The sequence below is a fragment of the Streptomyces sp. NPDC014870 genome, assembly GCF_043081505.1.
GTDB lineage: Bacteria > Actinomycetota > Actinomycetes > Streptomycetales > Streptomycetaceae > Streptomyces.
This window is the reverse complement of sequence record NZ_JBIBWQ010000003.1, coordinates 110,209-132,456: the sequence shown is the minus strand read 5'-3', so window position 1 is coordinate 132,456 and position 22,248 is coordinate 110,209. Positions and strand designations below refer to the sequence as shown.

At 71.8% G+C, this 22,248-nt stretch carries 24 protein-coding genes; 13 read left to right on the top strand and 11 right to left on the bottom strand.

Going from position 1 to position 22,248, the window contains the following annotated elements; genetic code table 11:
• Nucleotides 1-88: 88 nt before the first annotated feature.
• Nucleotides 89-883: a Bro-N domain-containing protein gene (locus ACF09C_RS09135; RefSeq protein ID WP_392090539.1), complete on the top strand. Its 795-nt coding sequence runs from the start codon at nt 89-91 to the stop codon at nt 881-883.
• Here ACF09C_RS09135 and ACF09C_RS09130 read toward each other — a convergent pair.
• Nucleotides 868-1,335, bottom strand: coding sequence for a hypothetical protein (locus ACF09C_RS09130; RefSeq protein WP_392090537.1), 468 nt, complete (start codon nt 1,333-1,335; stop codon nt 868-870). The two genes, ACF09C_RS09135 and ACF09C_RS09130, sit on opposite strands and share 16 nt — an antisense overlap.
• Nucleotides 1,336-1,390: 55 nt before the next feature.
• On the opposite strand from ACF09C_RS09130, the gene ACF09C_RS09125 reads away from it, so the two are divergent.
• The 9 genes from ACF09C_RS09125 (at nt 1,391) to ACF09C_RS09085 (ending at nt 12,081) form a co-directional block, all read left to right on the top strand.
• Nucleotides 1,391-2,245 carry a DUF2797 domain-containing protein gene (locus ACF09C_RS09125; RefSeq protein WP_392090535.1) on the top strand — a complete coding sequence of 285 codons (855 nt, stop codon included), beginning with the start codon at nt 1,391-1,393 and terminating at the stop codon, nt 2,243-2,245.
• 95 nt (nt 2,246-2,340) lie between these two features.
• Nucleotides 2,341-2,679, top strand: a complete 339-nt coding sequence (locus tag ACF09C_RS09120) for an antibiotic biosynthesis monooxygenase family protein (RefSeq protein WP_392090533.1) — start codon at nt 2,341-2,343, stop codon at nt 2,677-2,679.
• A 73-nt stretch (nt 2,680-2,752) separates the two neighbouring features.
• On the top strand, nt 2,753-3,583 hold the full coding sequence (locus ACF09C_RS09115; protein ID WP_392091368.1) for an amidohydrolase family protein: 831 nt from the start codon (nt 2,753-2,755) through the stop codon (nt 3,581-3,583).
• Between the two features lie 74 nt (nt 3,584-3,657).
• A complete protein-coding gene (locus ACF09C_RS09110) occupies nt 3,658-4,398 on the top strand; it encodes a response regulator transcription factor (RefSeq protein ID WP_392090531.1) in 741 nt (246 codons plus the stop codon).
• Nucleotides 4,399-4,683: 285 nt separating this feature from the next.
• Entirely contained in the window at nt 4,684-6,048 is a 1,365-nt protein-coding gene (locus ACF09C_RS09105) for a sensor histidine kinase (protein WP_392090529.1), read from the top strand.
• Between the two features lie 82 nt (nt 6,049-6,130).
• Nucleotides 6,131-7,432: a glycosyltransferase gene (locus tag ACF09C_RS09100; protein WP_392090527.1), complete on the top strand. Its 1,302-nt coding sequence runs from the start codon at nt 6,131-6,133 to the stop codon at nt 7,430-7,432.
• Nucleotides 7,429-9,603 carry an ArnT family glycosyltransferase gene (locus ACF09C_RS09095; protein WP_392090525.1) on the top strand — a complete coding sequence of 725 codons (2,175 nt, stop codon included), beginning with the start codon at nt 7,429-7,431 and terminating at the stop codon, nt 9,601-9,603. The genes ACF09C_RS09100 and ACF09C_RS09095 overlap by 4 nt, the downstream gene beginning before the upstream one ends.
• An 87-nt stretch (nt 9,604-9,690) precedes the next feature.
• Entirely contained in the window at nt 9,691-11,241 is a 1,551-nt protein-coding gene (locus ACF09C_RS09090; protein WP_392090523.1) for an MFS transporter, read from the top strand.
• Between the two features lie 57 nt (nt 11,242-11,298).
• The gene (locus ACF09C_RS09085) at nt 11,299-12,081 is read left to right on the top strand and encodes a TetR/AcrR family transcriptional regulator (protein ID WP_392091367.1); all 783 of its coding nucleotides are present in this window, start codon (nt 11,299-11,301) and stop codon (nt 12,079-12,081) included.
• 97 nt (nt 12,082-12,178) lie between these two features.
• Here the strand turns inward: ACF09C_RS09085 and ACF09C_RS09080 are convergent, their stop codons facing one another.
• Nucleotides 12,179-13,768 carry an MDR family MFS transporter gene (locus tag ACF09C_RS09080; protein ID WP_392090521.1) on the bottom strand — a complete coding sequence of 530 codons (1,590 nt, stop codon included), beginning with the start codon at nt 13,766-13,768 and terminating at the stop codon, nt 12,179-12,181.
• A 34-nt stretch (nt 13,769-13,802) separates the two neighbouring features.
• Nucleotides 13,803-14,261 carry a MarR family winged helix-turn-helix transcriptional regulator gene (locus tag ACF09C_RS09075; RefSeq protein ID WP_392090519.1) on the bottom strand — a complete coding sequence of 153 codons (459 nt, stop codon included), beginning with the start codon at nt 14,259-14,261 and terminating at the stop codon, nt 13,803-13,805.
• Between the two features lie 222 nt (nt 14,262-14,483).
• Here ACF09C_RS09075 and ACF09C_RS09070 point away from each other — a divergent pair, with 222 nt between their 5' ends.
• Nucleotides 14,484-14,717, top strand: coding sequence for a hypothetical protein (locus tag ACF09C_RS09070; protein ID WP_392090517.1), 234 nt, complete (start codon nt 14,484-14,486; stop codon nt 14,715-14,717).
• A gap of 605 nt (nt 14,718-15,322) precedes the next feature.
• Here the strand turns inward: ACF09C_RS09070 and ACF09C_RS09065 are convergent.
• Entirely contained in the window at nt 15,323-15,982 is a 660-nt protein-coding gene (locus ACF09C_RS09065; RefSeq protein WP_392090515.1) for a class I SAM-dependent methyltransferase, read from the bottom strand.
• A gap of 72 nt (nt 15,983-16,054) precedes the next feature.
• Here ACF09C_RS09065 and ACF09C_RS09060 point away from each other — a divergent pair, with 72 nt between their 5' ends.
• Nucleotides 16,055-17,137 carry a PP2C family protein-serine/threonine phosphatase gene (locus tag ACF09C_RS09060; RefSeq protein WP_392090513.1) on the top strand — a complete coding sequence of 361 codons (1,083 nt, stop codon included), beginning with the start codon at nt 16,055-16,057 and terminating at the stop codon, nt 17,135-17,137.
• Between the two features lie 82 nt (nt 17,138-17,219).
• Complete coding sequence (locus ACF09C_RS09055; RefSeq protein WP_392090511.1) at nt 17,220-17,558, top strand: DoxX family protein; 339 nt, start codon at nt 17,220-17,222, stop codon at nt 17,556-17,558.
• Nucleotides 17,559-17,567: 9 nt separating this feature from the next.
• Here ACF09C_RS09055 and ACF09C_RS09050 read toward each other — a convergent pair whose 3' ends face one another.
• The 7 genes from ACF09C_RS09050 to ACF09C_RS09020 all read right to left on the bottom strand — a co-directional run bounded on the left by ACF09C_RS09050 (nt 17,568) and on the right by ACF09C_RS09020 (nt 21,824).
• Nucleotides 17,568-17,957, bottom strand: coding sequence for a hypothetical protein (locus ACF09C_RS09050; protein WP_392091366.1), 390 nt, complete (start codon nt 17,955-17,957; stop codon nt 17,568-17,570).
• A 5-nt stretch (nt 17,958-17,962) separates the two neighbouring features.
• Nucleotides 17,963-18,085 carry a DUF397 domain-containing protein gene (locus ACF09C_RS09045; protein ID WP_392090509.1) on the bottom strand — a complete coding sequence of 41 codons (123 nt, stop codon included), beginning with the start codon at nt 18,083-18,085 and terminating at the stop codon, nt 17,963-17,965.
• Nucleotides 18,086-18,226: 141 nt separating this feature from the next.
• Complete coding sequence (locus ACF09C_RS09040; RefSeq protein WP_392090507.1) at nt 18,227-18,985, bottom strand: hypothetical protein; 759 nt, start codon at nt 18,983-18,985, stop codon at nt 18,227-18,229.
• A 65-nt stretch (nt 18,986-19,050) separates the two neighbouring features.
• Nucleotides 19,051-19,977: an RNA polymerase sigma factor SigF gene (locus tag ACF09C_RS09035; protein ID WP_392090504.1), complete on the bottom strand. Its 927-nt coding sequence runs from the start codon at nt 19,975-19,977 to the stop codon at nt 19,051-19,053.
• Between the two features lie 235 nt (nt 19,978-20,212).
• Nucleotides 20,213-21,118 (bottom strand): RNA polymerase sigma factor SigF, encoded by a 906-nt coding sequence (locus ACF09C_RS09030; protein ID WP_392090501.1) that lies wholly within the window; start codon nt 21,116-21,118, stop codon nt 20,213-20,215.
• A gap of 224 nt (nt 21,119-21,342) precedes the next feature.
• Complete coding sequence (locus ACF09C_RS09025) at nt 21,343-21,636, bottom strand: Dabb family protein (RefSeq protein WP_392090498.1); 294 nt, start codon at nt 21,634-21,636, stop codon at nt 21,343-21,345.
• A 23-nt stretch (nt 21,637-21,659) separates the two neighbouring features.
• Nucleotides 21,660-21,824: a hypothetical protein gene (locus tag ACF09C_RS09020; RefSeq protein WP_175439350.1), complete on the bottom strand. Its 165-nt coding sequence runs from the start codon at nt 21,822-21,824 to the stop codon at nt 21,660-21,662.
• Between the last annotated feature and the right edge of the window lie 424 nt (nt 21,825-22,248).

Below are 22,248 nucleotides of genomic sequence, written 5' to 3'. Positions count from 1 at the left end.
AGCCCGTCTTCTTTCGGGTGAACGTCCGCTCATTCCATGACAATTGAATATGCCATCGGCCTAGCGTCCCTGGTGGAGGTGGTGCTCGATGGAGGAGCAGAGGCACGTGGGTGGGGGCGCGGAGGCGGACTCGGACGCGATCGACATCGGGGACTTCGTGCTCGCCGCTACCGGTGCGCGGGTGCGGAGGCTGACGATGCCGGACGGGACGCACTGGTTTCCCGCCGTCGACGCCGCCGGGCAGTTGGGGTACGTCAACACGCGGCAGGCGGTGCTCGTCCATGTGGCGGCGGCGCGGCAGCGGGTGCTCGGTGAGCTGGTGCGCGAGGTGCGCGGGGACGAGGTCGCGCGCGTGCTCGCGGGGAGCGGGCTGCGCAAGTCGATGAAGATGCTCGACCTCCAGGGGCTCGTCCAGCTCGTCATCGCCGGCACCAAGCCCGCGTGCACGCCCTTCAAGGCCTGGGTGTCCGAAGTCGTCGCCTGCATCCAGCGCGACGGCTCGTACGGCCTCGAACCCTCGACCGCGCACTGGGGGTACGTCATGCCGCCCCAGCTCGTCGACATCGTCGTACGCGCCGAGACGGACGCCGGGTTCCACCACGTTCCCGTCCAGCGTTCACGGCACGCCGTCTCGCCGCAGGAGCTCCTCGACTCCTGGCAGGCCGACCATCGCGCGGTCACCGGTGACGTGCGGGCCGTCGCCGCCTGCCTCGCCCCCGCCCTCGTCCGCGGCGGCGCCCGCTACCGCCTGGAGGAGATCGCCCGGCGCACCGGGCTCGCGGTGGAGCGCGTACGGGACTGCGTCGGGCTGCTCGTCGAGCGCGGGTGCGTCCGCGAGAGCGCCGTCTCCGCCGACGGGGCGCGGATCTATCTGCTGCCGTAGGAGGTTGCGCGCGGGGGCGGGACCGCCACCACCTGGTCCGCGTCCGCGTAGACGATCCGGCCCGGCGCGGGGGTCTCCAGGCGTACGCAGGGGATCCCGTGCGCGGACAGGATCTCCAGGTACGGAGCCACCCGTGCCAGCAGGCCCGTCGCCGTGGCGCGGAACCAGGCCGCCGCCCCCGGGTTCAGCGCCGGGTCGTAGACCGTCGGGTCGACCGTCGTCGGGTTCGTGACGTGGGTGTCGTACCAGTCGTTCGACGCCCGCCACACCGCGTGCTGGGACGCCGACAGTCTGCCCTCCCGCGCCAGGCCGTTCGTCAGGGCGAAGACGCCCGGGAAATGGCCCCGCCCGCTTCTCGTCGGGGACTGGAAACGGACGTAGCCGGACTCGGGGAGGTCGGGGAGGCCAGCGAGGCCAGGGAGGTCGGGAGGACCGGGGAGACTGGAGGGCACAGACACCTTCATCAGACCAGGACGGGGACTGCGCGTGGTGTGGCGGTGTGCCGGGATGCGGTGGAGCGGTGGTGTGCCCGGGCTGCGCTGGGAGGGCGGGCGGGTGTCCGCGCTCGCTCACGGGCAGACGGTCGCCTTCCGCGCCGTCGGGCCCCGGCTCTGCCCCGGCGCCCGCGCGAACCCCTGCCCGCTCGCCGCGACCGTCCCCGCCCGTGCCACCGGCGGCCAGTGCCCCGAGTGCGCGCGGCTCGACCGGGCCCGCTCGGTCGCCGCCGACACCCTCGCCGACGACCCGCGGACGTACCGCGTCTACCTCGCCTGGTTCGGGCCCGGCATGACCAAGGTCGGGATCACCGCCGAGGAGCGCGGCGACGCCCGCCTCCTGGAGCAGGGCGCCGTCGCCTTCAGCTGGCTCGGGCGCGGCCCGCTCATGGCCGCCCGGCGGACCGAGGAACTGCTGCGGCACGCCCTGAAGGTGCCGGACCGGATTCCGTACGACCGCAAGCGCGCCGTGCGGCACCAGCTGCCAGGACCCGACGCGCGCCGCCGCGAGATCGAGGAGCTGTACGGGCGGGCCACCGCCCTCGCCACCTGGACCGAGACTCTGGAACCGCTGGAGTTCCGGGCGTACGACCACGGTGACGTCTTCGGGATCGACGAGCTGCCTCCGCTCACCGGCACCGTCACCGAGCTGATCGACGGCGGGGTCGTCGCCGGCCGCCTCCTCGCCGCCGCCGGGCCCGACCTGCACCTGCTCGACGTCGCCGGGCGCTGCCTCGCGCTCGACACCCGGCTCGTGCGGGGGTGGGCGCTCGTGACGCCGAGTACGCCCACGGCCTCCGTCACGGTTCCGGTGAGGCCGGTGCGGGGCGTGGACCTCGATGTGCAGGACAGTCTGTTCCCGTCCTGACCGCCTCGTGCCCATGACCTCCGGGAGTAAAGACTTGGATCCCTTCCGGCGGCCCTTATGGACATGCCCACCCCGCCCGGCGGAGGGTGATCCACATGACCCCGAACCTGGTGGCGGGCCTTGAACCGCCTTACTACACCGCTGTCTTCACCTCGGTCCGTCCCGACGCCGCCGAGCTGGAGGGGTATGCCGAGACCAGTGACCGTATGCAGGAGATCGTCGCCGGACTCCCCGGATTCCTCGGCTACGAGTCCGCCCGCACTCCTGGCGGCATCGGCATCACCGTCGCGTACTTCCGCGACCTGCCCTCCCTCGACGCGTGGCGGGACAACGCCGAGCACCTCGCCGCGAAGCGGCGCGGCCGGGAGCAGTGGTACGAGAGCTACAGCGTCCACATCGGGAAGGTCGAGCGGAGTTACGGTTTTGAGCGCTGACGAGACGGGGCGGGAGGACGAGGCGGCGAGGGAGGAGGGCGAGAGCCCGCGGGAGTTCGCCGCGCGGCTCGGGATCCCCGGGTTCGTCGACGTCCACACCCACTTCATGCCCCAGAACGTCCTCGACAAGGTCTGGGCCTACTTCGACGCCGTCGGTCCGCTGACCGGCGTGGAGTGGCCCATCACCTACCGCGAGGAGGAGGACCGCCGCGTCGCGCTCCTCCGGGAGTTCGGGGTCCTCGCCTTCACCTCGATGCTCTATCCGCACAAGCCGGGCATGGCCGAATGGCTCAACAGCTGGGCCGCCGCCTTCGCCGCCCGTACGCCCGACTGCCTGCACACCGCCACCCTCTACGCCGAACCCGGCGCGACCGCGTACGTCCGCCGGGCGCTCGAATCCGGCGCCCGGGTCTTCAAGGTGCACCTCCAGGTCGGCGACTTCGATCCCAACGACTCGCTGATCGAGGAGAGTTGGGGGCTGCTCGCCGACGCCCACGTGCCCGTCGTCGTGCACTGCGGCTCCGGGCCCGTCCCCGGCAAGTTCACCGGGCCCGGGCCGATGGGGCAGCTCCTCGCCCGGCACCCCCGACTGCGGGCGATCGTCGCGCACATGGGGATGCCCGAGTACGCCGACTTCCTCGACCTCGCCGAGCGGTACGACGGCGTCCACCTGGACACCACCATGGCCTTCACCGACTTCAGCGAACGCCTCGCGCCCTTCCCCGTCGCCGAGCTGCCCCGGCTGCGCGACCTGCGGGACCGCATCCTCCTCGGCACCGACTTCCCCAACATCCCCTACCCCTACGTCCACCAGCTCCACGCCCTCGAACGCCTCGGCCTCGGCGACGACTGGCTGCGGCGGGTGCTGTACGGGAACGGCGCCGCGCTCCTCCGCCTGCCGTAAGGCCCCGGCGCTTTCTCAGGGAATTCACAGGGAACGGAAAGAGAGATCTCAGTACGCCCCTCCAACGTGGTCCCATGACCTCCGCGACCAAGCCCCAGGGGCGTACCGACATGCTCCGGCCCGACGGTTCCGCCGTCCGCGTCCTCGTCGTCGACGACGAGGCCTCGCTCGCCGAGCTGCTCTCCATGGCCCTGCGCTACGAGGGCTGGCAGGTCGACAGCGCGGGCGACGGCGCCTCGGCGCTGCGCGCGGCCCGGGCCTTCCGGCCCGACGCCGTGGTCCTCGACGTCATGCTCCCCGACATGGACGGGCTCTCCCTCCTCGGCCGGCTCCGGCGCGATCTGCCCGACGTCCCGGTGCTCTTCCTGACCGCCAAGGACGCCGTCGAGGACCGGATCGCCGGGCTCACGGCCGGCGGCGACGACTACGTCACCAAGCCGTTCAGCCTGGAGGAGGTCGTGGCACGGCTGCGCGGGCTCATTCGGCGGTCCGGCGCCGCGCAGGCGCGCAGCGAGTCGGTGCTCGCCGTCGGCGACCTGACCCTGGACGAGGACAGCCACGAGGTCACGCGCGGCGGCGAATCGATCCACCTCACCGCGACCGAGTTCGAGCTGCTCCGCTACCTGATGCGCAATCCGCGCCGGGTGCTCAGCAAGGCACAGATCCTCGACCGGGTGTGGTCGTACGACTTCGGCGGTCAGGCCAACGTCGTCGAGCTGTACATCTCCTACCTCCGCAGGAAGATCGACGCCGGCCGCGCGCCCATGATCCACACCCGGCGCGGGGCCGGCTATCTGATCAAGCCGGGGGAGTAGGACCGGCCCATGCTCCGCTCGCCTCGGTCACGGTCGCCTCGGTCACGGTCGCTTCGGTCGCGGTCGCTTCGGACGTGGTCGCCCCGGTCGTGGTCGCGCCGGTCGTGGCCGCTCCGGACGTGGTCTCTCCGTACCCGGCTCGTCGTCTCCGCCGTCACCCTCATCGCGATCGTCGCCGCCGTCATCGGGACGGTCACGACGATAGCTTTCCGGTCGTACCTCTACGACCAGGCCGACGACCAGCTGCGGAACGTCGCCAACCGTGCCCAGGGCCCGCCGCCCTCGATGCGTCTCTCCGGCGACCCGGGCGCCCGCGACCCGCTCGCGTTCGTCCTCGGGCCGGGCGCCCCGCTCGGCACGGTCGGCGCGGTGGTCGGGGAGGGCGGCGGGCTCGGCTCGGCCGACCGCTCCGTGGAGGTCGAGCAGGCCGGGTACGGGCCGGAGACCACCATCCGTCCGCTCGACGAGGCGCAGCGCGCCGCGCTCGCCGGGGCGTCCCGCGACGGCCGGCCGCACACCGTCGAGCTGCCGGGGCTCGGCGACTACCGGGTCTCGTACGTCTCCGGGCCCTCCGCCGACGTGCTCGTCGGGCTGCCGCTCGACGAACTCCAGGGCTCCCTCTCCACCCTGATCCTCGTCGAGGTGAGCGTCACCGGAGCCGGTCTCGTCGCCGCCTCGCTCGCCGGCAGCGCGGTCGTCGGGATCGCCCTGCGCCCGCTCCGGAGAGTCGCCGCGACCGCCACCCAGGTCTCCGAACTGCCCCTCCACAGCGGCGAACCCGCGCTCCACCACCGGGTCCCCGAGGCAGATCCGCGGACCGAGGTCGGGCAGGTCGGCGCGGCCATCAACCGGATGCTCGACCACGTCCACGGGGCGCTCCACGCGCGCCAGCAGAGCGAGACGCGGGTACGGCAGTTCGTCGCCGACGCCAGCCACGAGCTGCGCACCCCGCTGGCCTCGATCCGCGGCTACGCGGAGCTGACCCGGCGCGGCCGCGAGGAGTGCGGGCCCGACACCCGGCACGCGCTCGGCCGGATCGAGTCCGAGGCGACCCGGATGACCGGGCTCGTCGAGGACCTGCTGCTGCTCGCCCGGCTGGACGCCGGACGCCCGCTCTCGTACGAGCGCACGGATCTGGCGCCGCTGGTCGTGGACGCCCTCTCCGACGCCCGCGTGGCCGGCCAGGACCACAAGTGGCGGCTCGAACTGCCCGACGGGACGGACCGTGCCGGGGGTGCGGTGACCGTACGAGGTGACGGTGCGCGGCTCCACCAGGTGCTGCTCAACCTCCTCGGCAACGCCCGTACCCACACCCCGCCCGGCACGACCGTGACCGCCCGCGTGCGCGCCGAGGGGGACGCCTGGGCGCTCGTCGAGGTCGAGGACGACGGGCCCGGCATCCCGCCCGAGCTGCTGCCCTCGGTCTTCGAACGGTTCGCGCGCGGCGACGCCGCCAGGACCCGGCACGGGCGCGGCGACGGCGCGGGCAGCACCGGGCTCGGCCTCGCCATCGTCCGCGCGGTCGCGGTGGCGCACGGCGGGGACGTCGAGGTCAGCAGCAGGCCCGGGCGGACCGCCTTCGTCGTACGGCTGCCGCGCGGGACACAGGGCCTCGAGACCCAGGGCCTTTCGGGCGGCGCTCCCCGGTAGCCCGGCGCCCCGGCGCCGACTCACAGCCGGGCCACAGGCTCATCACACAGCCGTGACAGCCGCCCTGGCGAGGGTCTGTGCCATGCGAACCCAAACGATCGCGGACCCCGCCTCCGATGCGGGCACCCTCCCCGCCCGGGAGCACCTCCCCGCCCAGGAGCACCTCCCCGTCGGCGCGGCCGGGCGTCCCGTCCTCGACGTGGTCGTCCCCGTCTACAACGAGGAGAAGGACCTGGAGCCGTGCGTCCTGCGGCTCCACGACCACCTCACCCGCACCTTCCCGTACGGCTTCCGCGTCACGATCGCCGACAACGCCTCCACCGACCGGACCCCCGAGGTCGCGGCCGCCCTCGCGGAGAAGCTGCCGGAGGTGCGGTCCGTACGGCTGGAGCAGAAGGGACGCGGCCGGGCGCTGCGCACGGTGTGGTCGCGGTCGGACGCGCCCGTCCTCGCCTACATGGACGTGGACCTGTCCACCGACCTCAACGCGCTCCTCCCGCTCGTCGCCCCGCTCATCTCGGGCCACTCCGACCTCGCGATCGGCTCCCGGCTCGCCCGCTCCTCGCGGGTCGTGCGCGGGCCGAAGCGCGAGTTCATCTCGCGCGCCTACAACCTGATCCTGCGCGGCTCGCTCGCCGCCCGGTTCTCCGACGCGCAGTGCGGGTTCAAGGCCATCCGGGGCGAGGTCGCCGAACGGCTGCTGCCGCTGGTCGAGGACACCGGCTGGTTCTTCGACACCGAGATGCTCGTCCTCGCCGAGCGCGCCGGGCTGCGGATCCACGAGGTGCCCGTCGACTGGGTCGACGACCCCGACTCCACCGTCCACATCGTGAAGACGGCGACCGACGACCTGAAGGGCGTCTGGCGGGTCGGCCGGGCGCTCGCCACCGGCTCCCTTCCGCTCGACCGCCTCGCCCGCCCCTTCGGCGACGACCCGCGCGACCGCCGACTGACCGGCGTACCGGGCGGGCTTGCGCGACAGCTCGTCGGCTTCTGCGTGGTCGGCGCCCTGTCCACGCTGTTCTACCTCGCGCTGTACTCGGCCTTCCGGCTCGGCGTCGGCTCCCAACTCGCCAACGCCGCCGCCCTGCTGGTGTCCGCCGTCGCCAACACGGCCGCCAACCGCCGCCTCACCTTCGGCGTACGGGGCCGGGACCGGGCCGTCCGCCACCAGGCGCAGGGGCTCGTCGTCTTCGGCATCGGCCTCGCCCTGACGAGCGGCTCCCTCGCCGCGCTCGGCGCGGCCACCGGCGACCCGGCGCACTCCACCGAACTCGCCGTCCTGATCGTCGCCAACCTCGCCGCGACCGTCCTGCGCTTCCTCCTCTTCCGGCTCTGGGTCTTCCCGGACGCCTCCGCCTCCGCCGACAGGAACAGCCGATGACCACGGCCACCACACCTCCCACGCACCCGGCTCCGGCGGCGTCCGGCAGCCGCGCCGCCCGGCTCGGCCTCCGCCTCTGGCGCGGCAGGACCGACGACGCGCCCTGGGTACGCCCCGCGTTCCTGGCCCTCCTCGTCGTCACCACCGCGCTCTACCTCTGGAACCTGAGCGCCTCCGGCTACGCCAACTCCTTCTACTCCGCCGCCGTCCAGGCGGGCAGCGAGAGCTGGAAGGCCTTCTTCTTCGGCTCGCTCGACGCGGCCAACGCCATCACCGTCGACAAGCCGCCCGCCGCGCTCTGGCCGATGGCCCTGTCCGTGCGCCTCTTCGGGCTCGGCTCCTGGCAGATCCTGCTGCCGGAGGTGCTGATGGGGGTGGCGACGGTCGCGGTCCTGTACGCGGCGGTACGGCGCCGGTTCGGCGCGGGCGCCGGGCTGATCGCGGGCGCGGTCCTCGCGCTCACCCCGGTCGCGGCGCTGATGTTCCGCTTCAACAACCCGGACGCGCTGCTCGCGCTGCTGATGACGGTCGCCGTGTACTGCGTCCTGCGCGCCCTGGAGGACGCGAGGAGCGGGACGAAGTGGCTGGTGTGGGCCGGGGTCGCGTTCGGCGTCGCGTTCCTCGCCAAGACGCTCCAGGCGTTCCTGATCCTGCCGCCGCTCGCCGTCGTGTATGCGGTGTGCGCGCCGGCCGGGTTCGGCCGACGGATGGGCCAACTGGCGCTCGGCGGGCTCGCGATGATCGTCTCGGCCGGTTGGTGGGTGGCGCTCGTCGAGCTCTGGCCGACCGGCTCCCGCCCGTACATCGGCGGCTCGCAGAACAACAGCTTCCTCGAACTCACCTTCGGCTACAACGGCCTGGGCCGGATCAACGGCAACGAGGTCGGAAGCGTGGGCGGCGGGGGCCGTGGTGGCGGTCCCGGCGGTGGCGGCGGCTGGGGCGAGACCGGCGTCGGGCGGATGTTCAACGACGCCGTCGGCGGCCAGATCTCCTGGCTGCTGCCCGCCGCGCTGATCCTGCTCGTGGCCGGTCTCGTCGTCACCTGGCGCTCGTCCCGTACGGACACGGCCAGGTCCGCGTTCCTGGTCTGGGGCGGTTCGCTGCTGATGACGCTGGCCGTGTTCAGCTTCATGGCCGGCATCTTCCACGAGTACTACACGGTGGCCCTCGCCCCGTACGTCGCCGCCCTGGTCGGCATGGGCGCGAGCGTGCTGTGGGAGGAGCGCGGCCGGTTCCTCGCCTCCGCCGCGCTCGCGGTGACGGTCGCGGCGACGGCCGTCTGGGCGTACGTCCTGCTCGGCCGGACGCCCGACTGGCTGCCGTGGCTGCGCTGGACGGTCCTGGTCGCGGGTTCGCTCGCCGCGCTCGGGCTGCTGCTCGCCGGTCGGCTCGACCGGCGCGTGGGGCTCGGGCTCGCGGGCCTGGGGCTCGCGGCGGGGCTCGCGGGGCCGTTCGCGTACACCCTGGCGACGCTGAGCACCGGCCACCAGGGCTCGATCGTGACCGCAGGACCGGCCGGCGGTCGTGGCATGGGTCCGGGTGGCATGGGGATGGGCGGTCGGATGCCGGGCGGCGACGACGGTGGCATGCGGATGGACGGCGGCGGGCGCGGCATGGGTCAGGGCCAGGGGCAGAACCAGGGCCAGGGCCAGGGCCAGGGGCAGCCTGGTGGCACTCCGCCGCAGGGCGCGGGCCAGTTCCCCGGCGGCGCGGGCCAGTTGCCCACCCCGCCGCAGGGCGCCATGGAGCGCGGTGGCCAGGGAGGATTCGGTGGCGGCGGCATGGGCGGTCTCCTCAACGGAGCCTCGGTCGGCGCGAAGGCCAAGGCCGCCCTCCTTGCCGACGCCGACGACTACACCTGGGTCGCGGCCGCCATCGGCGCGCAGAACGCCGCCAGCTACCAACTCGCGACCGAGAAGCCGGTGATGGCCATCGGCGGCTTCAACGGCAGCGACCCGTCCCCGACGCTCGCCCAGTTCAAGCAGTACGTGGCCCAGGGCAAGATCCACTACTTCATCGCCGGAGGCGGCATGGGCGGCGGCACGGAAGGCGGCCCGGGCGGCGGCGGCATGGGCGGCGGCTCGGAGATCTCCAGCTGGGTCTCGGCCACCTTCGAGGAGGTCACCGTCGACGGCGCCACGCTCTACGACCTCACGGCCCCCAAGGAGTAGCCCGGAAATAACCGCTATACAGCGTACGAGAAATCCTTGTACGGTGTACGAGTCCAGCCCCCGTACACCGTACAAGGAGTGCCGCCCATGACGGCGACGACGACCACCGAGTCCTCACCACCCGCTGCCACCGGCGGCCATCCGCAGCGCTGGCTGATCCTCGGCGTCATCTGTCTGGCCCAGCTCACCGTGCTGCTCGACAACACCGTCCTCGGCGTCGCCATCCCCTCGCTGACCTCGGAGCTCCACGCCTCCACCAGCGACATCCAGTGGATGATCAACGCCTACTCGCTGGTCCAGTCCGGCCTGCTGCTCACCGCGGGCAACGCGGCCGACCGCTACGGCCGCAAGAAGCTCCTCGCCGTCGGCCTCGCGCTCTTCGGCCTCGGCTCGCTCGCCGCCGGACTCGCCGAGTCCACCGGCCAGCTGATCGCCGCCCGGGCCGGCATGGGCGTCGGCGGCGCCCTGCTCATGACCACCACGCTCGCCGTCGTCATGCAGATCTTCGACGACTCCGAGCGGGTCAAGGCCATCGCCCTCTGGTCCACCGTCAGCTCGCTCGGCTTCGCCGCAGGACCGCTGATCGGCGGCGTCATCCTCAACCACTACTGGTGGGGAATGATCTTCCTCATCAACATCCCGGTGGCGCTCATCGGCCTGGTCGCCGTCCTCAAGCTCGTACCGGAGTCGAAGAACCCGCAGGGCGAGCGCCCCGACCTGCTCGGCGCGCTGCTCTCCACCATCGGCATGGTGGCGGTCGTGTACGCGATCATCACCGGCCCCGAGCACGGCTGGACCTCGGCGGAGGTACTGGTCCCGGCCGCCATCGGCGTGCTCGTCCTCGGTGCCTTCGCGCTGTGGGAGCTGCGCATCCCGTACCCCATGCTCGACATGCACTTCTTCCGGAACCAGAAGTTCATCGGCGCCATCGGCGGTTCGCTGCTCGTCGTCTTCGGCATGGGCGGCTCGCTCTTCCTGCTCACCCAGCACCTGCAGTTCGTCCTCGGCTACGAGCCGCTCGAAGCCGGTCTGCGGATGGCCCCGCTCGCCCTGACGATCGTCGGACTCAACCTGACCGGCCTCGGCCCGCGCCTCGTCATGAAGATCGGCACCCCGCTCGCGGTCCTGCTCGGCATGACGCTGGTCTCCGGCGGTCTGCTGTCGATCGCCGTGCTCGGCGGCGGTACGGACGGCAGCTACTGGGGCATGCTGGTCGGCCTCGTCCTGATGGGCGCGGGCATCGCGGTCTCCTCGCCGGCCATGGCCAACGCGATCATGAGCGCCATCCCGCCGGAGAAGGCGGGCGTCGGCGCCGGGATCAACGGCACCCTCGCCGAGTTCGGCAACGGCCTGGGTGTCGCCGTCCTCGGCGCCGTCCTCAATGCCCGGTTCGCGGCACTCGTCGCGGTCACCGCGACCTCGCTGCCCGCGGCGCTCGCGGCGGCGGGCAGCGACGCCGAGCGGGCGCAGATCAGTGACGCCTTCGCCTCCGGGCTCCAGACCAGCCAACTGGTCGGCGCGGTCTCCGTCTTCGCCGGCGGTCTGCTGGCGGCGGCGCTGCTCAAGCGTGCGGAGCGCTCGGAGAGCAAGGCGGAGAGCAAGGCGGAGGGCTCGGAGATGAAGGCGGTGGCTGAATAGCATGGGGACGAAAGACGCGGTGACGGGCCGCTGAACGTGAGCACACGGAGGAACGCGATGGTCAAGGCCGCCGACCGGGCCAAGAACCCGGCGCGTTCCAGTGTGTGGCTCGAGCAGCGCACCCCGCGCACCGGAGGCGGCCCGGCCGGCCTCGACCGCGAACGGATCGTGACGACCGCGATCCGGATGCTGGACGAGGAGGGCCTGGCCGGCCTCTCCATGCGCAAGCTGGCGACCGAACTGGGCGTCACGGCCATGTCCCTGTACTGGTACGTGGACACCAAGGACGACATCATCGAGTTCGCCGTCGACTCCGTGTACGGCGAGATCGACCTCGCCGCCGTCGACGCCGCGGGGGAGTGGAAGAACCGGATCCGCGTCCTCGCCCTGGACTACCGGCGGATGCTGGTGCGCCACCCGTGGATGTCGCCGATCGCCGGCCAGTACCTGAACATCGGCCCGCACGCCATCGCCGTCGGAGCCAAGATCCAGGAGGCGGTCCGGGACACCGGCCTGACCCTCGACCGGCAGCCGAGCGCCATGTCGGCCATCTTCCAGTTCGTGTACGGCTACGGGACGATGGAGTCCCAGTTCGCGCGGCGGGCGGACGAGGCGGGCATGTCGCAGGACGACTTCTACGGCGAGGCGATCACCGCCTTCCGCGACGACCCGAACTTCGTCGAGGCGCTCGAACCGATGGCGGAGCTGCTCGACGAGCGGGCCTCGCACGGCAGCGTCAGCGCGATCTGGGACCGCGACTTCGACTACGCCCTGGACGTGCTGGTCGCGGGCATCGAGGTCATGGTCGGCAGGGAAGCCCGCGAGTCCGGGGCCTCCTGAAGCGCCGCGGGAAACGACGGAGCGGCGGGCCGTCCCCTGCCCGCCGCTCCGTACCCGACCCGGCCGCGCCTCCGCTCGGAGCGCGGCCGGGAGTCTTTCAGCCTTCCTTCGTCGTCGTGGTGTTGCTCTTCAGGGCGACCTCCTTGATGAAGAGCGTCACCACGAAGGCGAGCAGCGCGAACGGCGCCGAGTAGAGGAAGACGTCCGCGACACCGTGCCCGTACGCGCTCTCCATGACCGTACGGATCGGGGCCGGCAGCTTGTCCATGTCCGGGATCGCGCCGGAGCCCGCCCCGCCGCCCTGGCCCATCGCCGCCGCGGCCTTGGGGCCGAGTTCGGCCATACCGTCCTTGACGTAGTCGGTGACCCGGTGGGCCATGACCGCGCCGAGCGCCGAGACGCCGACCGCACCGCCGAGGGAGCGGAAAAAGGTGACGACGGAGGAGGCGGCGCCGAGGTCGGAGGGGGCCACCTGGTTCTGCGTGCAGAGGACCAGGTTCTGCATCATCATGCCGAGGCCGAGGCCGAGGACCGCCATGAAGAGCGCGATGTGCCAGTACTCCGTGTCGTAACGGATGGTGCCGAGCAGTCCGAGCCCGCCGGCGGCCAGGGCGCCACCGCTGACCAGCCACGCCTTCCAGCGGCCGGTCTTGGTGATGACCATGCCGGAGACGGTCGAGGAGACGAACAGACCGGCGATCATCGGGATGGTCAGGACGCCGGACATCGTCGGCGACTCGTTCCGGGCCAGCTGGAAGTACTGGCTGAAGAAGACCGTGCCGGCGAACATCGCGACGCCCACGAAGAGCGAGGCGAGCGAGGCGAGGGTGATGGTCCGGTTGCGGAAGAGGCGCAGCGGGATGATCGGCTCGCTGGCCTTGGACTCGATGAGCAGGAAGAGCGCGCCGAGGACGACGGAACCGCCGACCATGGCGGCCGTCTGCCAGGACATCCAGTCGTACTTGTCGCCCGCGAAGGTCACCCAGATGAGGATCAGGGACACGGCGGCGCTGATCATGAACGCGCCCGCCCAGTCGACTTTGACCTCGCGCTTCACGACCGGGAGCTTCAGCGTCTTCTGGAGGACCAGGAGCGCGATGATCGCGAAGGGCACGCCGACGTAGAAGCACCAGCGCCAGCCGAGCCAGTCGGTGTCGGTGATGACACCGCCGAGCAGCGGGCCGCCGACGGTGGCGACGGCGAAGGTGGCGCCGAGGTAGCCGCTGTACCGGCCACGCTCACGCGGGGCGATCATCGCGGCCAGGATGATCTGGGAGAGCGCGGTCAGCCCGCCGACGCCGATGCCCTGGACGACACGGCAGGCGATGAGCATGCCGGTGCTCTGGGAGAGACCGGCGACGACCGAGCCGGCGACGTAGATGACCAGGGCTATCTGGACCAGCAGCTTCTTCGAGAAGAGGTCCGCGAGCTTGCCCCAGAGGGGGGTGGTCGCGGTCATCGAGAGCAGCGCGGCGGTGACGACCCAGGTGTAGGCGGACTGGCCGCCGCCGAGGTCCTTGATGATCTCCGGCAGGGCGTTGGAGACGATCGTCGAGGACAGGATGGCGACGAACATGCCGAGCAGCAGCCCGGAGAGCGCCTCCATGATCTGGCGGTGCGACATGGGCGCACCGCCGGTGGAGTGGCCGCCCGCCTGCGTCGGCGGGGCTGGCGTGGTCGTGGCCATGAACGTCCTTTGCTCTTACGGCGCTGTGCGGCGCTTACGCGTGGTGGGCCCGGCAGTCGCCGAAGGAGTCGCGGAGACGGGCGAGGAGGTGGGTGAGGAGTTCGACGTCGTCGTCGGACCAGTCCGCGAGGTTGCGGGTGAGCATCGCGGTCAGCCTGCGGTCGAGTTCGTCGAGCTTCGCCCTGCCCTCGGCGGTGAGGTGCAGGATGCGGGAGCGTTTGTCGGCGGGGTCGGGAAGTCGTTCGACCCAGCCGCGCTCGACGGTGTGGGAGACGTGCCGGCTGCTGACGGACATGTCGACGGCCATCCGCTCCGAGATCCGGCTCATCCGCATGTCCCCGTCGTGCTTGAGGAGGGCGAGGACGATCGCGGATCCGCTGGGGCAGTCGGCGGGCAGGGACCGGGCCATGCCGCGCTTGACGGCGCCGATGGCGCTCACCTGGCGGGCGAGGTTCTCGTACCGGTTCGGCTTGTCCACCACACGACCCCACATGACGTCACGCATCTTGTTGCTTAGGGCAACGATAGAGATGGATGGTTGCTTCAGGCAAACTAAATCGGTCAAACCGCGCTAAAGAATCGGCAAAGGCGGGGGAGAGTGTCCGGAGGAGAGTGTGGCGAGAGGGCGGGGACCGGTGCCGGACCCGTGCCGGAAGGGGAGTGGTCGGGGCCGGGGCTTGGGGGCGGGAGCCGGGGTTCGCTAGGGTCCAGGCTCATGGCACACAACCCCCAAGCACCGTACGGCCAGGGCCCCGGCCCCGAGGGCAACTACGACCCGGCCGGCAGCACCCAGATGTTCCGCGCCTTCGTCGACGAGGGCCCGCAGGGCGGCGCCGGCGGCCGTCAGACCGCGGCACCCCAGTCCTCCGGCCCCCGCGTGGGCCTCATCGTCGGCGTGATCGCCGCGATCGCGATCCTGGCGGCCGTGGGCTGGCTGGCCCTGGCCTGACGGGGGCTTCCCGGTCTGGCCCTGGCCCGACGGGGTTTCCCAGCCGGTCGTGCCCAGAGCCCCCGCGGGCCTCTGGCTCGGCCGCCCTCGTTCCGAGTGTGGGCGACCGGAGGCGGCGCCTCAAGGGCGCTCCTCCGTCGCGTCGGCTCCGCCGATTCCGCTCCGCTCCACCCTTGACCCGCCACCTCCGGTCGCCTCTTCACACCTCGGAGGGCGGCCGGGGCGTGGCCACGCGAGAGCTCCCTCGTTCCTGGGCCGGGCCCGGCGCCTGCGGGCGCGTGGGTGGTACGCGCGGCAGGTGAGTGGGGCAGCGGCTCGGCGGCAGCGGCTTGGCGGCAGCGGTTCGCAGGCCGCGCTTCACCGGCCGCGGTTCGGCGGCCGCGGTTCGGCGGCCGGCCGTCGGTGGGTGGCTGTCTGGCGCTCGAAGGTCGGCCGTCAGAGGTCGGCCCGGAGGCCGGCCGTCGGATGTTGGCCCGGGAGGCAGGCCCTCGAAGGTCGGCCGTTCGGCGATCGGCCGCGCCGGTCACCCCGGGGATGTGTACGTAACTGCACCGGACTTGGGCCAACTCGGCCCACCGGACGGCGATACCGGGCAAACCGCACCACTATCCAGGAGTTCGGGCGAGAAACGTCCCGTACCGCCTCCTGGACCCCTCCCCGGGCTCCTGCGTCAGTCGCGCGTCGACGACGAAGCCCGCCCGCTCCAGGAGGTCGCCGATCCGGCCGGGCGGCAGCAGGTAGGAGGCGTACGACACCGGCAGCCCGCCGTACGCCTCCGTCGGCCGGACCACCTCACCGTCCCCCACATGCCCCGCGAGCATCAGATGGCCGCCGGGCGCGAGCGCGCGACGGAACTCCCCGAAGACGACGGGCAGCGCCTCCGGCGGCGTGTGGTGCGTGGAGTAGTAGGCGAGTACGCCCCCCAGGGCGTGGTCCGCGACCGGCAGCGCGGTCATCGACCCGACGACGAACGGCAGCTCCGGGTACGCCTGACGGGCCTCCCGGACCATCGCGGGCGACAGATCGACGCCGAACACGTCCGCGACCCCGCGCTCGGCCAGGTACGCCGCGACCTTGCCGGGCCCGCACCCCACATCCGCGACCGGCCCGAGCCGAGCCGTCCCAGCCGCCATCTCGGCGAAGGCGTCCAGCATCCGGCGCGACAGGGGATCCAGCCCCGCCGGCGGCGGAACCATGCCGACGTACGCGGCGGCCACGGTGTCGTACGACTCCCGGACAGCGGTGAGGTGCGAGGGATCGGGCATGCCGACGACTCTAGGCAGTGGCGCGTCCTGCTCCGGCTCGCGCGCCCGAGCAGCCCTTTTTATCCTGAGGCGATGAGACGGCACCGGGCCAGGACCCTGGCCAGGTCACCGAGCACGCTGCCCCTGGCCGTCATGCTGGGCGTCGCGGTGGTCGACGCGGCCACAGGGCCGGAGTACAACCTGCTCCCCGTGTACGCCGCGGGCCCGGCGCTCGCGTCCGCGCGCGGAACCGTGCGCACCGTCATGGCCATGGGCGCGGTGGCCGTCGTCCTCTGTCTCCTCTTCGCCTGGAAGGCCGACCGCTTCGGCGAGCTGCGCATGCAGGTCGCGCTGCTCGCCATCGTGTACGTCACGCTGGCCGCCGTCTACGCGACCCATGCCCGGCGGAAGACCGAACGCCGCCTCGTCGACGTGCAGGAAGTCGCCAAGACCCTGGAGGACGTGCTCTTCGCCCCCGTGCCCCCGGCGATCGGTCCTGTCCGTATCGGGGCCTCCTACATCTCCGCGAGCCGCGCCACCCGCGTCGGCGGGGACCTGTACGAGGCGATGCCCACGCCCGACGGCGTCCGCCTGCTCGTCGCCGACGTCCAGGGCAAGGGCCTGGACACCGTGCGCGTCGCCGCCGTCGTCCTGAACGCCTTCCGGGAGGCCGGCCCCGAACTCGACGCCCTCGCGGACGTCGGCCACCGCATCGAAACCGCCCTGGATCGCCGAACGGACGGCCAACGCTTCGTGACCGGCATCCTCGCCCAGATCAGCCCGACCGGACAGCTCGTCCTGCTGAACCGCGGCCACCCGGCGCCCCTGCTGCTCACCCGCGACGGCGACGTCGACTTCGTCGACTCGATCGAGCCGGCACCGCCGTTCGGACTCACCGCGCTGGCAGGCTCGGACGACCAGCAGGACGGCGTCACCCGGCGGACGCTCCACCCGGGCGACCGGCTGCTCTTCTACACCGACGGCCTGAGCGAGGCACGGGACGGCGAAGGCCGGTTCTACCCGGTGGGCGAGCGCGCGGCACCGCTGCTGACCCGAGGCAGCCCCGACGAAGCCCTCGCCCGGCTGCGTACGGACGTGGCGGCGTTCACCGGCACGCCCCCCGACGACGACTCCGCGCTGCTCCTGATTGAGTTCGCCGAAGAGTCTGCCGACTGACCCGTCACACCCGCGCCCCTCGCTCCGTCAGTGCGGTGAGCGAGCGAACAGCGCTCGCGGCCCACCGACCGAGGAGCCCGCCATGACCACCACGTACATCGTCGTCACCGCCGTCGCCGCGTTCATGGTCGGCTTCTCCGCGCTCTCGATCTTCATCAAGGCCCCGTGGGTCACCCAGCCCCTCACGGCGTACGGCGTCCCCACCACCTGGTGGCCCTGGCTGGGCCTGGCAAAGGCGGCGGGCGCGGCAGGGCTCGTCGCGGGCCTGTGGATCCCCGCGATCGGCCTCGCGGCGGGCATCGGCGTGGCCCTGTACTTCACCGGCGCCCTCGTCACCGTGATCCGCGCCCGCTCGTACGCGCACGTCGTCTGGCCGACGTTGTACGCGGCCCCGGCGGTCGCCGCGCTGTTCCTCGCCTGAGGCGGTGCGTCAGCTCTCGATCCAGCGACGCAGCGCGTCGATCGTGGTCTCCGGCGAGGAGTTGAAGCTGAGCCGGATGCCGGGCGCGCGCTCCAGGAGGACGTTCACCACCCGCTCGAACACGAGGGTGTTCTCGGGAATCATCCGTACGCCCCCGCCGATCATCGCCAGCCCGATCTCGTGACCGCCGAGCGCCTCCGCGACCGCCGCCCCGGCGGTCTCGGGGTCGGGGTCGACCAGGCACGTGACGATGTCGAACCCGGCGCCCTGGAGGGCGGCGTTCGCCGCCTCGATGCGCGCGGTGAGCGACTCTCTGGTGACGCCCTCGGGCATCGTGCGGTAGTCGAGCGACCGGGGGTGCAGGCCGATGGACAACACCTTGGTGCCCTTGGGCAGCATCCCGCTCACAGCGACCTCACGAACGAGACGATGCCGGGGAATCCGGGGGCGACGTCGAGGCAGTTGGCGCCGTCGCCGCTGTGGCTGCTTCTGATCCACGTCGCGGGCTGTACATCGTGCCTCTCCATGACACCCGTACCCTTCGATCAAGTCGCTTGTCAGCGCGGCGGTTTGGCAGGCCGGCAGTGCATACGCCCTCGGCCATCATAGGTCTGGGTGTGGCCGCCGACGTGTTGCTCCGGCGGCCCCGAGCGAGTGTCACCCGCCGGTCACTTCCACGTCGCCGTGACCTTCTGGGTGTCGACGCGCATGCCGAGCGGGACGCGCCAGGAGTCCACGCAGACCGTGTACGTGTGGGTCCGCGCCGCTCCCGGGGCGATCGGGGCCGGCAGGGGCTGGGCGGAGTCGATGGTCGCCCAGTCGACGCCAAGCGCGCCGATGATGTGCGTCGCGAAGGTGACCGTTCCCGAAGTGGCCGCGGTACCACCGGTGTTGCGGAAGGTCATCGTGACCTTCTCGCACCAGCGCTTGTCGGCGTCCGCGAGCAGCGGGGCCGAGAGCGTCAGGGTGGCGGGTGTCGCCGGTGGGGCCGGGGTCGTCGGTGGGGGTGGGGTGGTCGTGCCCGGGGGTGGGGCGGTCGCGGTGTTCGGCGGGCGCGTGGGGCGGGCGGGGGGCGAGGTCGTCCCGGGGGGCGCGCTCGTCGTCCCACCCGTACCGGTACCCGTACCCGTACCCGTGTCCGAGCCTGTGGCCGCGCTTCCCCGAGCCGTGCCGCCAGGTGCCGGAGTCGTGCCCGGGGTCTGGGGTGACGGGGACGTCGTACTCGATGTCGTCCCGCTCGTGGAGGGGGACGGGGAGCCGTCGAGGGGGATCAGGGTGACCGATCCCGAGGGGGCGATCGGGCCCTTGGGTGAGGAGCCCGCGCCGACGGCCGCGTAGCCCTCGTCGTCGCTGCCGCTGCCGCACGCGGTCAGCGCTCCGCCCAGGCAGAGCGCGACCACTGTCAGGAGTGACCTCTGTCGCCGCATGGCGGCAGTCTTGCTGACGGAGTGTCAGTTGGGAATGCGATTGCCGAATTTGCTCCGGGCGAGGGTCAGTCGGCGATCAGGCCCTGGCGGAGCTGGGCGAGGGTCCGGGTGAGGAGGCGCGAGACGTGCATCTGGGAGATGCCGACCTCCTCGCCGATCTGCGACTGGGTCATGTTGGCGAAGAAGCGCAGCATGATGATCTGCCGCTCGCGGGGCGGGAGTTTGGCGAGGAGGGGCTTCAGGGACTCGCGGTACTCGACGCCCTCCAGGGCCGTGTCCTCGTAGCCGAGGCGGTCCGCGAGGGAGCCCTCGCCGCCGTCGTCCTCCGGGGAGGGGGAGTCGAGCGAGGAGGCGGTGTACGCGTTGCCGACGGCGAGGCCGTCGACGACGTCCTCCTCGGACACGCCGAGCACGGCGGCGAGTTCGGGGACGGTCGGCGAGCGGTCGAGCTTCTGGGCGAGTTCGTCGCTGGCCTTGGTGAGGGCGAGGCGCAGCTCCTGGAGCCGGCGCGGGACGCGGACCGACCAGGAGGTGTCGCGGAAGAAGCGCTTGATCTCGCCGACGACGGTCGGCATCGCGAACGTCGGGAACTCCACGCCGCGTTCGCAGTCGAAGCGGTCGATCGCCTTGATCAGACCGATGGTGCCGACCTGGACGATGTCCTCCATCGGCTCGTTGCGGGAGCGGAAGCGGGCCGCCGCGTACCGGACGAGGGGGAGGTTGAGCTCGATCAGGGTGTCGCGGACGTACGTCCGCTCGGGGCTGTCCGCGGCGGCGCCTTCGTCGTCCAGGGCGCGCAGGCGGAGGAAGAGGGAGCGGGAGAGCGTGCGGGTGTCGATGGCTTCCGGCGTGACAACAAGCGGCGCGGGGGCTTCCACGGTCTCCGCCGACGGCTGGACCGGCATCGTCACCGATGCCAGCTCCGATGCCGTCTCCGGCGTCGCCTCGGGCGTGAGCGTGAGCACCTTCGAGCTGCCCTGTTCTGCGGACATGCCACCCCCTTGAGGTCGCGGACGGTCGCGGCGGCCACGACCATCGGAGGAACGCAGCCTCCACCTGAATACCGGAGGCGGGGCTGCGGCAAACGCGGTTCCAGCAGAATGTCACATGTCGGCAACACGCTGTAGTGACTTGTCGACATGGTGTGGGTGAATATCCGCAGGAAACAAGGGGTGTACGGCATTTGGGGCGCCGTAGAACTGCTCCGAACCGGTCTACCCGTTCCGGTTACGCCTCGATCCTGTTTGCGGATCTCAATCGGGCGAAGCTCCGGGCGAGGAGCCTTGACACATGCATCTGCGAGACGCCGAGTTCCTGGCTGATCTGAGACTGGGTCAAGTTGCTGTAGTAGCGCAGCATCAGGATGCGCTGCTCGCGCTCGGGCAGCTGCACGAGCAGATGCCGTACGAGGTCGCGGTGTTCGACGCCGGCGAGGGCCGGGTCCTCGTAGCCGAGCCGGTCGAGGAGGCCGGGCAGCCCGTCGCCCTCCTGGGCGGCCTCCAGGGAGGTGGCGTGGTACGAGCGGCCCGCCTCGATGCAGGCCAGCACCTCGTCCTCGCCGATCTTCAGGCGCTCCGCGATCTCGGCGGTGGTGGGGGAGCGGCCGTGGGCGGTGGTGAGGTCCTCGGTGGCGCCGTTGACCTGGACCCAGAGTTCGTGGAGCCGGCGCGGTACGTGCACGGTGCGGACGTTGTCGCGGAAGTACCGCTTGATCTCGCCGACGACCGTGGGCATCGCGAAGGTCGGGAACTGCACGCCCCGGTCCGGGTCGAAGCGGTCGATGGCGTTGATGAGCCCGATGGTGCCGACCTGGACGACGTCCTCCATCGGCTCGTTGCGGGAGCGGAAGCGGGCCGCCGCGTACCGGACGAGCGGGAGGTTGGCCTCGATCAGCGCCCCGCGTACGCGGTCGTGTTCGGGGGTGCCCGGCTCAAGGTCCTTGAGCTGTCCGAAGAGCACCTGGGTCAGGGCCCGGGTGTCGGCGCCGCGGCTGCTCGGGGCGCGGGTGCTCTGGGGTCGGTGGGGCTGGGTGCTCGTCGGCCGGTCGGGCTGTGGCCGGGGGTGTGAGGTCTCCGGCCCGCCGGCCTCGTTCTGGGGCGGGACCTGAGGCGCTGTACTGGCCGGCACGTTCACGCCACCCCTTTTGCTGGTCAACTACGGTCAACTCATCCGTCAAAAGCGGTCATAGCATCACAAGACATGTCCACTGTGTGCAAGCACCGCATAGCGACGTGTTGGGGGCGTCGCGGCGGACGGCAACACCCGGAAGGCCCCCCGCCGTGACGGCGAGGGGCCTTCGGAAATCGGGGCCGGAGGCGGACCGCAGGCGGACCCGTGGGGCCGCCGGGGCCGGCGCTCTAGTACGTGTAGTCCGCGACCACCCACGTGGCGATCTCACGCCACAGGGCGACACCCGCCTGGTGGGCGGGGTGCTCCAGATAGCGCTGGAGCGCATCGGGGTCCTCGACCGCCGAGTTGATGGCGAAGTCGTACGCGATCGGGCGGTTGCTGATGTTCCAGCCGCACTCCCAGAACGCGAGCTCCGGGATCTCCTTCTCCAGCCCGTCGAACGCCTGGGCGGCGGCCAGCGCGCGCGGGTCGTCCTTCGCGATGCCCTCGTTGAGCTTGAACAGGACCAGATGGCGGATCACAGCAGGACTCCTCGTCGGTGGTTCTAGTTGACGAGTTCGGTCATGAACTCGCCGACGCCCTGTGCGGCGGACGATATGCCCTCGAACCCTACCTGGACGAGATCGGCGGCCCTGTCCGGGGAATTGATGATCGTGTACAGCACGAAGACCACCAGCGCGTACAGCGCGACCTTCTTTGCTTGCGCCATCTGCCGCGCCCTCCCCTGTCTGCGACCCCTGTGTGGACGCGTGAGTCTAACGGAGCCACTTCAGCCACTTCACCGGACCTTTATGGACCAAGGGCCCGGGGATCGGGGCCTTTTGCCGCCCCCCGGAAGGGTGACGGCAGAGCAGTATGGATGTCGAGCCCGGCGGATCTGGCAGGAATCCGAAGGGCCGAGGAACCGGCCCTCACTGCGGGGTCCGCGCCGCGAGCTTCCCCCCTGACTGCGGTACGGACTTGCAGGACCGGTTCTCATCGGGGGGAGCGGCTTGTCCCCCCGATGCCGCTCCCCCCGTCCGACGAAGAAGGCCCCGGCCGCGCGGCGAAGCGCGGGCCGGGGCCTTCTGCCGTCCGCCCACACATCGTCGCCGGACACGCCGAAGGGCCCGGTGCGATGCACCGGGCCCTTC

Bases quoted from the DNA above. Each gene is read 5' to 3' on its own strand.
- ACF09C_RS09135 (WP_392090539.1), top strand. From the start codon at position 89: ATGGAGGAGCAGAGGCACGTGGGTGGGGGCGCGGAGGCGGACTCGGAC.
- ACF09C_RS09125 (WP_392090535.1), top strand. From the start codon at position 1,391: ATGCGGTGGAGCGGTGGTGTGCCCGGGCTGCGCTGGGAGGGCGGGCGG.
- ACF09C_RS09120 (WP_392090533.1), top strand. From the start codon at position 2,341: ATGACCCCGAACCTGGTGGCGGGCCTTGAACCGCCTTACTACACCGCT.
- ACF09C_RS09110 (WP_392090531.1), top strand. From the start codon at position 3,658: ATGACCTCCGCGACCAAGCCCCAGGGGCGTACCGACATGCTCCGGCCC.
- ACF09C_RS09105 (WP_392090529.1), top strand. From the start codon at position 4,684: ATGCGTCTCTCCGGCGACCCGGGCGCCCGCGACCCGCTCGCGTTCGTC.
- ACF09C_RS09100 (WP_392090527.1), top strand. From the start codon at position 6,131: ATGCGAACCCAAACGATCGCGGACCCCGCCTCCGATGCGGGCACCCTC.
- ACF09C_RS09095 (WP_392090525.1), top strand. From the start codon at position 7,429: ATGACCACGGCCACCACACCTCCCACGCACCCGGCTCCGGCGGCGTCC.
- ACF09C_RS09090 (WP_392090523.1), top strand. From the start codon at position 9,691: ATGACGGCGACGACGACCACCGAGTCCTCACCACCCGCTGCCACCGGC.
- ACF09C_RS09085 (WP_392091367.1), top strand. From the start codon at position 11,299: ATGGTCAAGGCCGCCGACCGGGCCAAGAACCCGGCGCGTTCCAGTGTG.
- ACF09C_RS09080 (WP_392090521.1), bottom strand. From the start codon at position 13,768: ATGGCCACGACCACGCCAGCCCCGCCGACGCAGGCGGGCGGCCACTCC.
- ACF09C_RS09075 (WP_392090519.1), bottom strand. From the start codon at position 14,261: ATGTGGGGTCGTGTGGTGGACAAGCCGAACCGGTACGAGAACCTCGCC.
- ACF09C_RS09070 (WP_392090517.1), top strand. From the start codon at position 14,484: ATGGCACACAACCCCCAAGCACCGTACGGCCAGGGCCCCGGCCCCGAG.
- ACF09C_RS09065 (WP_392090515.1), bottom strand. From the start codon at position 15,982: ATGCCCGATCCCTCGCACCTCACCGCTGTCCGGGAGTCGTACGACACC.
- ACF09C_RS09060 (WP_392090513.1), top strand. From the start codon at position 16,055: ATGAGACGGCACCGGGCCAGGACCCTGGCCAGGTCACCGAGCACGCTG.
- ACF09C_RS09055 (WP_392090511.1), top strand. From the start codon at position 17,220: ATGACCACCACGTACATCGTCGTCACCGCCGTCGCCGCGTTCATGGTC.
- ACF09C_RS09050 (WP_392091366.1), bottom strand. From the start codon at position 17,957: ATGCTGCCCAAGGGCACCAAGGTGTTGTCCATCGGCCTGCACCCCCGG.
- ACF09C_RS09045 (WP_392090509.1), bottom strand. From the start codon at position 18,085: ATGGAGAGGCACGATGTACAGCCCGCGACGTGGATCAGAAGCAGCCAC.
- ACF09C_RS09040 (WP_392090507.1), bottom strand. From the start codon at position 18,985: ATGCGGCGACAGAGGTCACTCCTGACAGTGGTCGCGCTCTGCCTGGGC.
- ACF09C_RS09035 (WP_392090504.1), bottom strand. From the start codon at position 19,977: ATGTCCGCAGAACAGGGCAGCTCGAAGGTGCTCACGCTCACGCCCGAG.
- ACF09C_RS09020 (WP_175439350.1), bottom strand. From the start codon at position 21,824: ATGGCGCAAGCAAAGAAGGTCGCGCTGTACGCGCTGGTGGTCTTCGTG.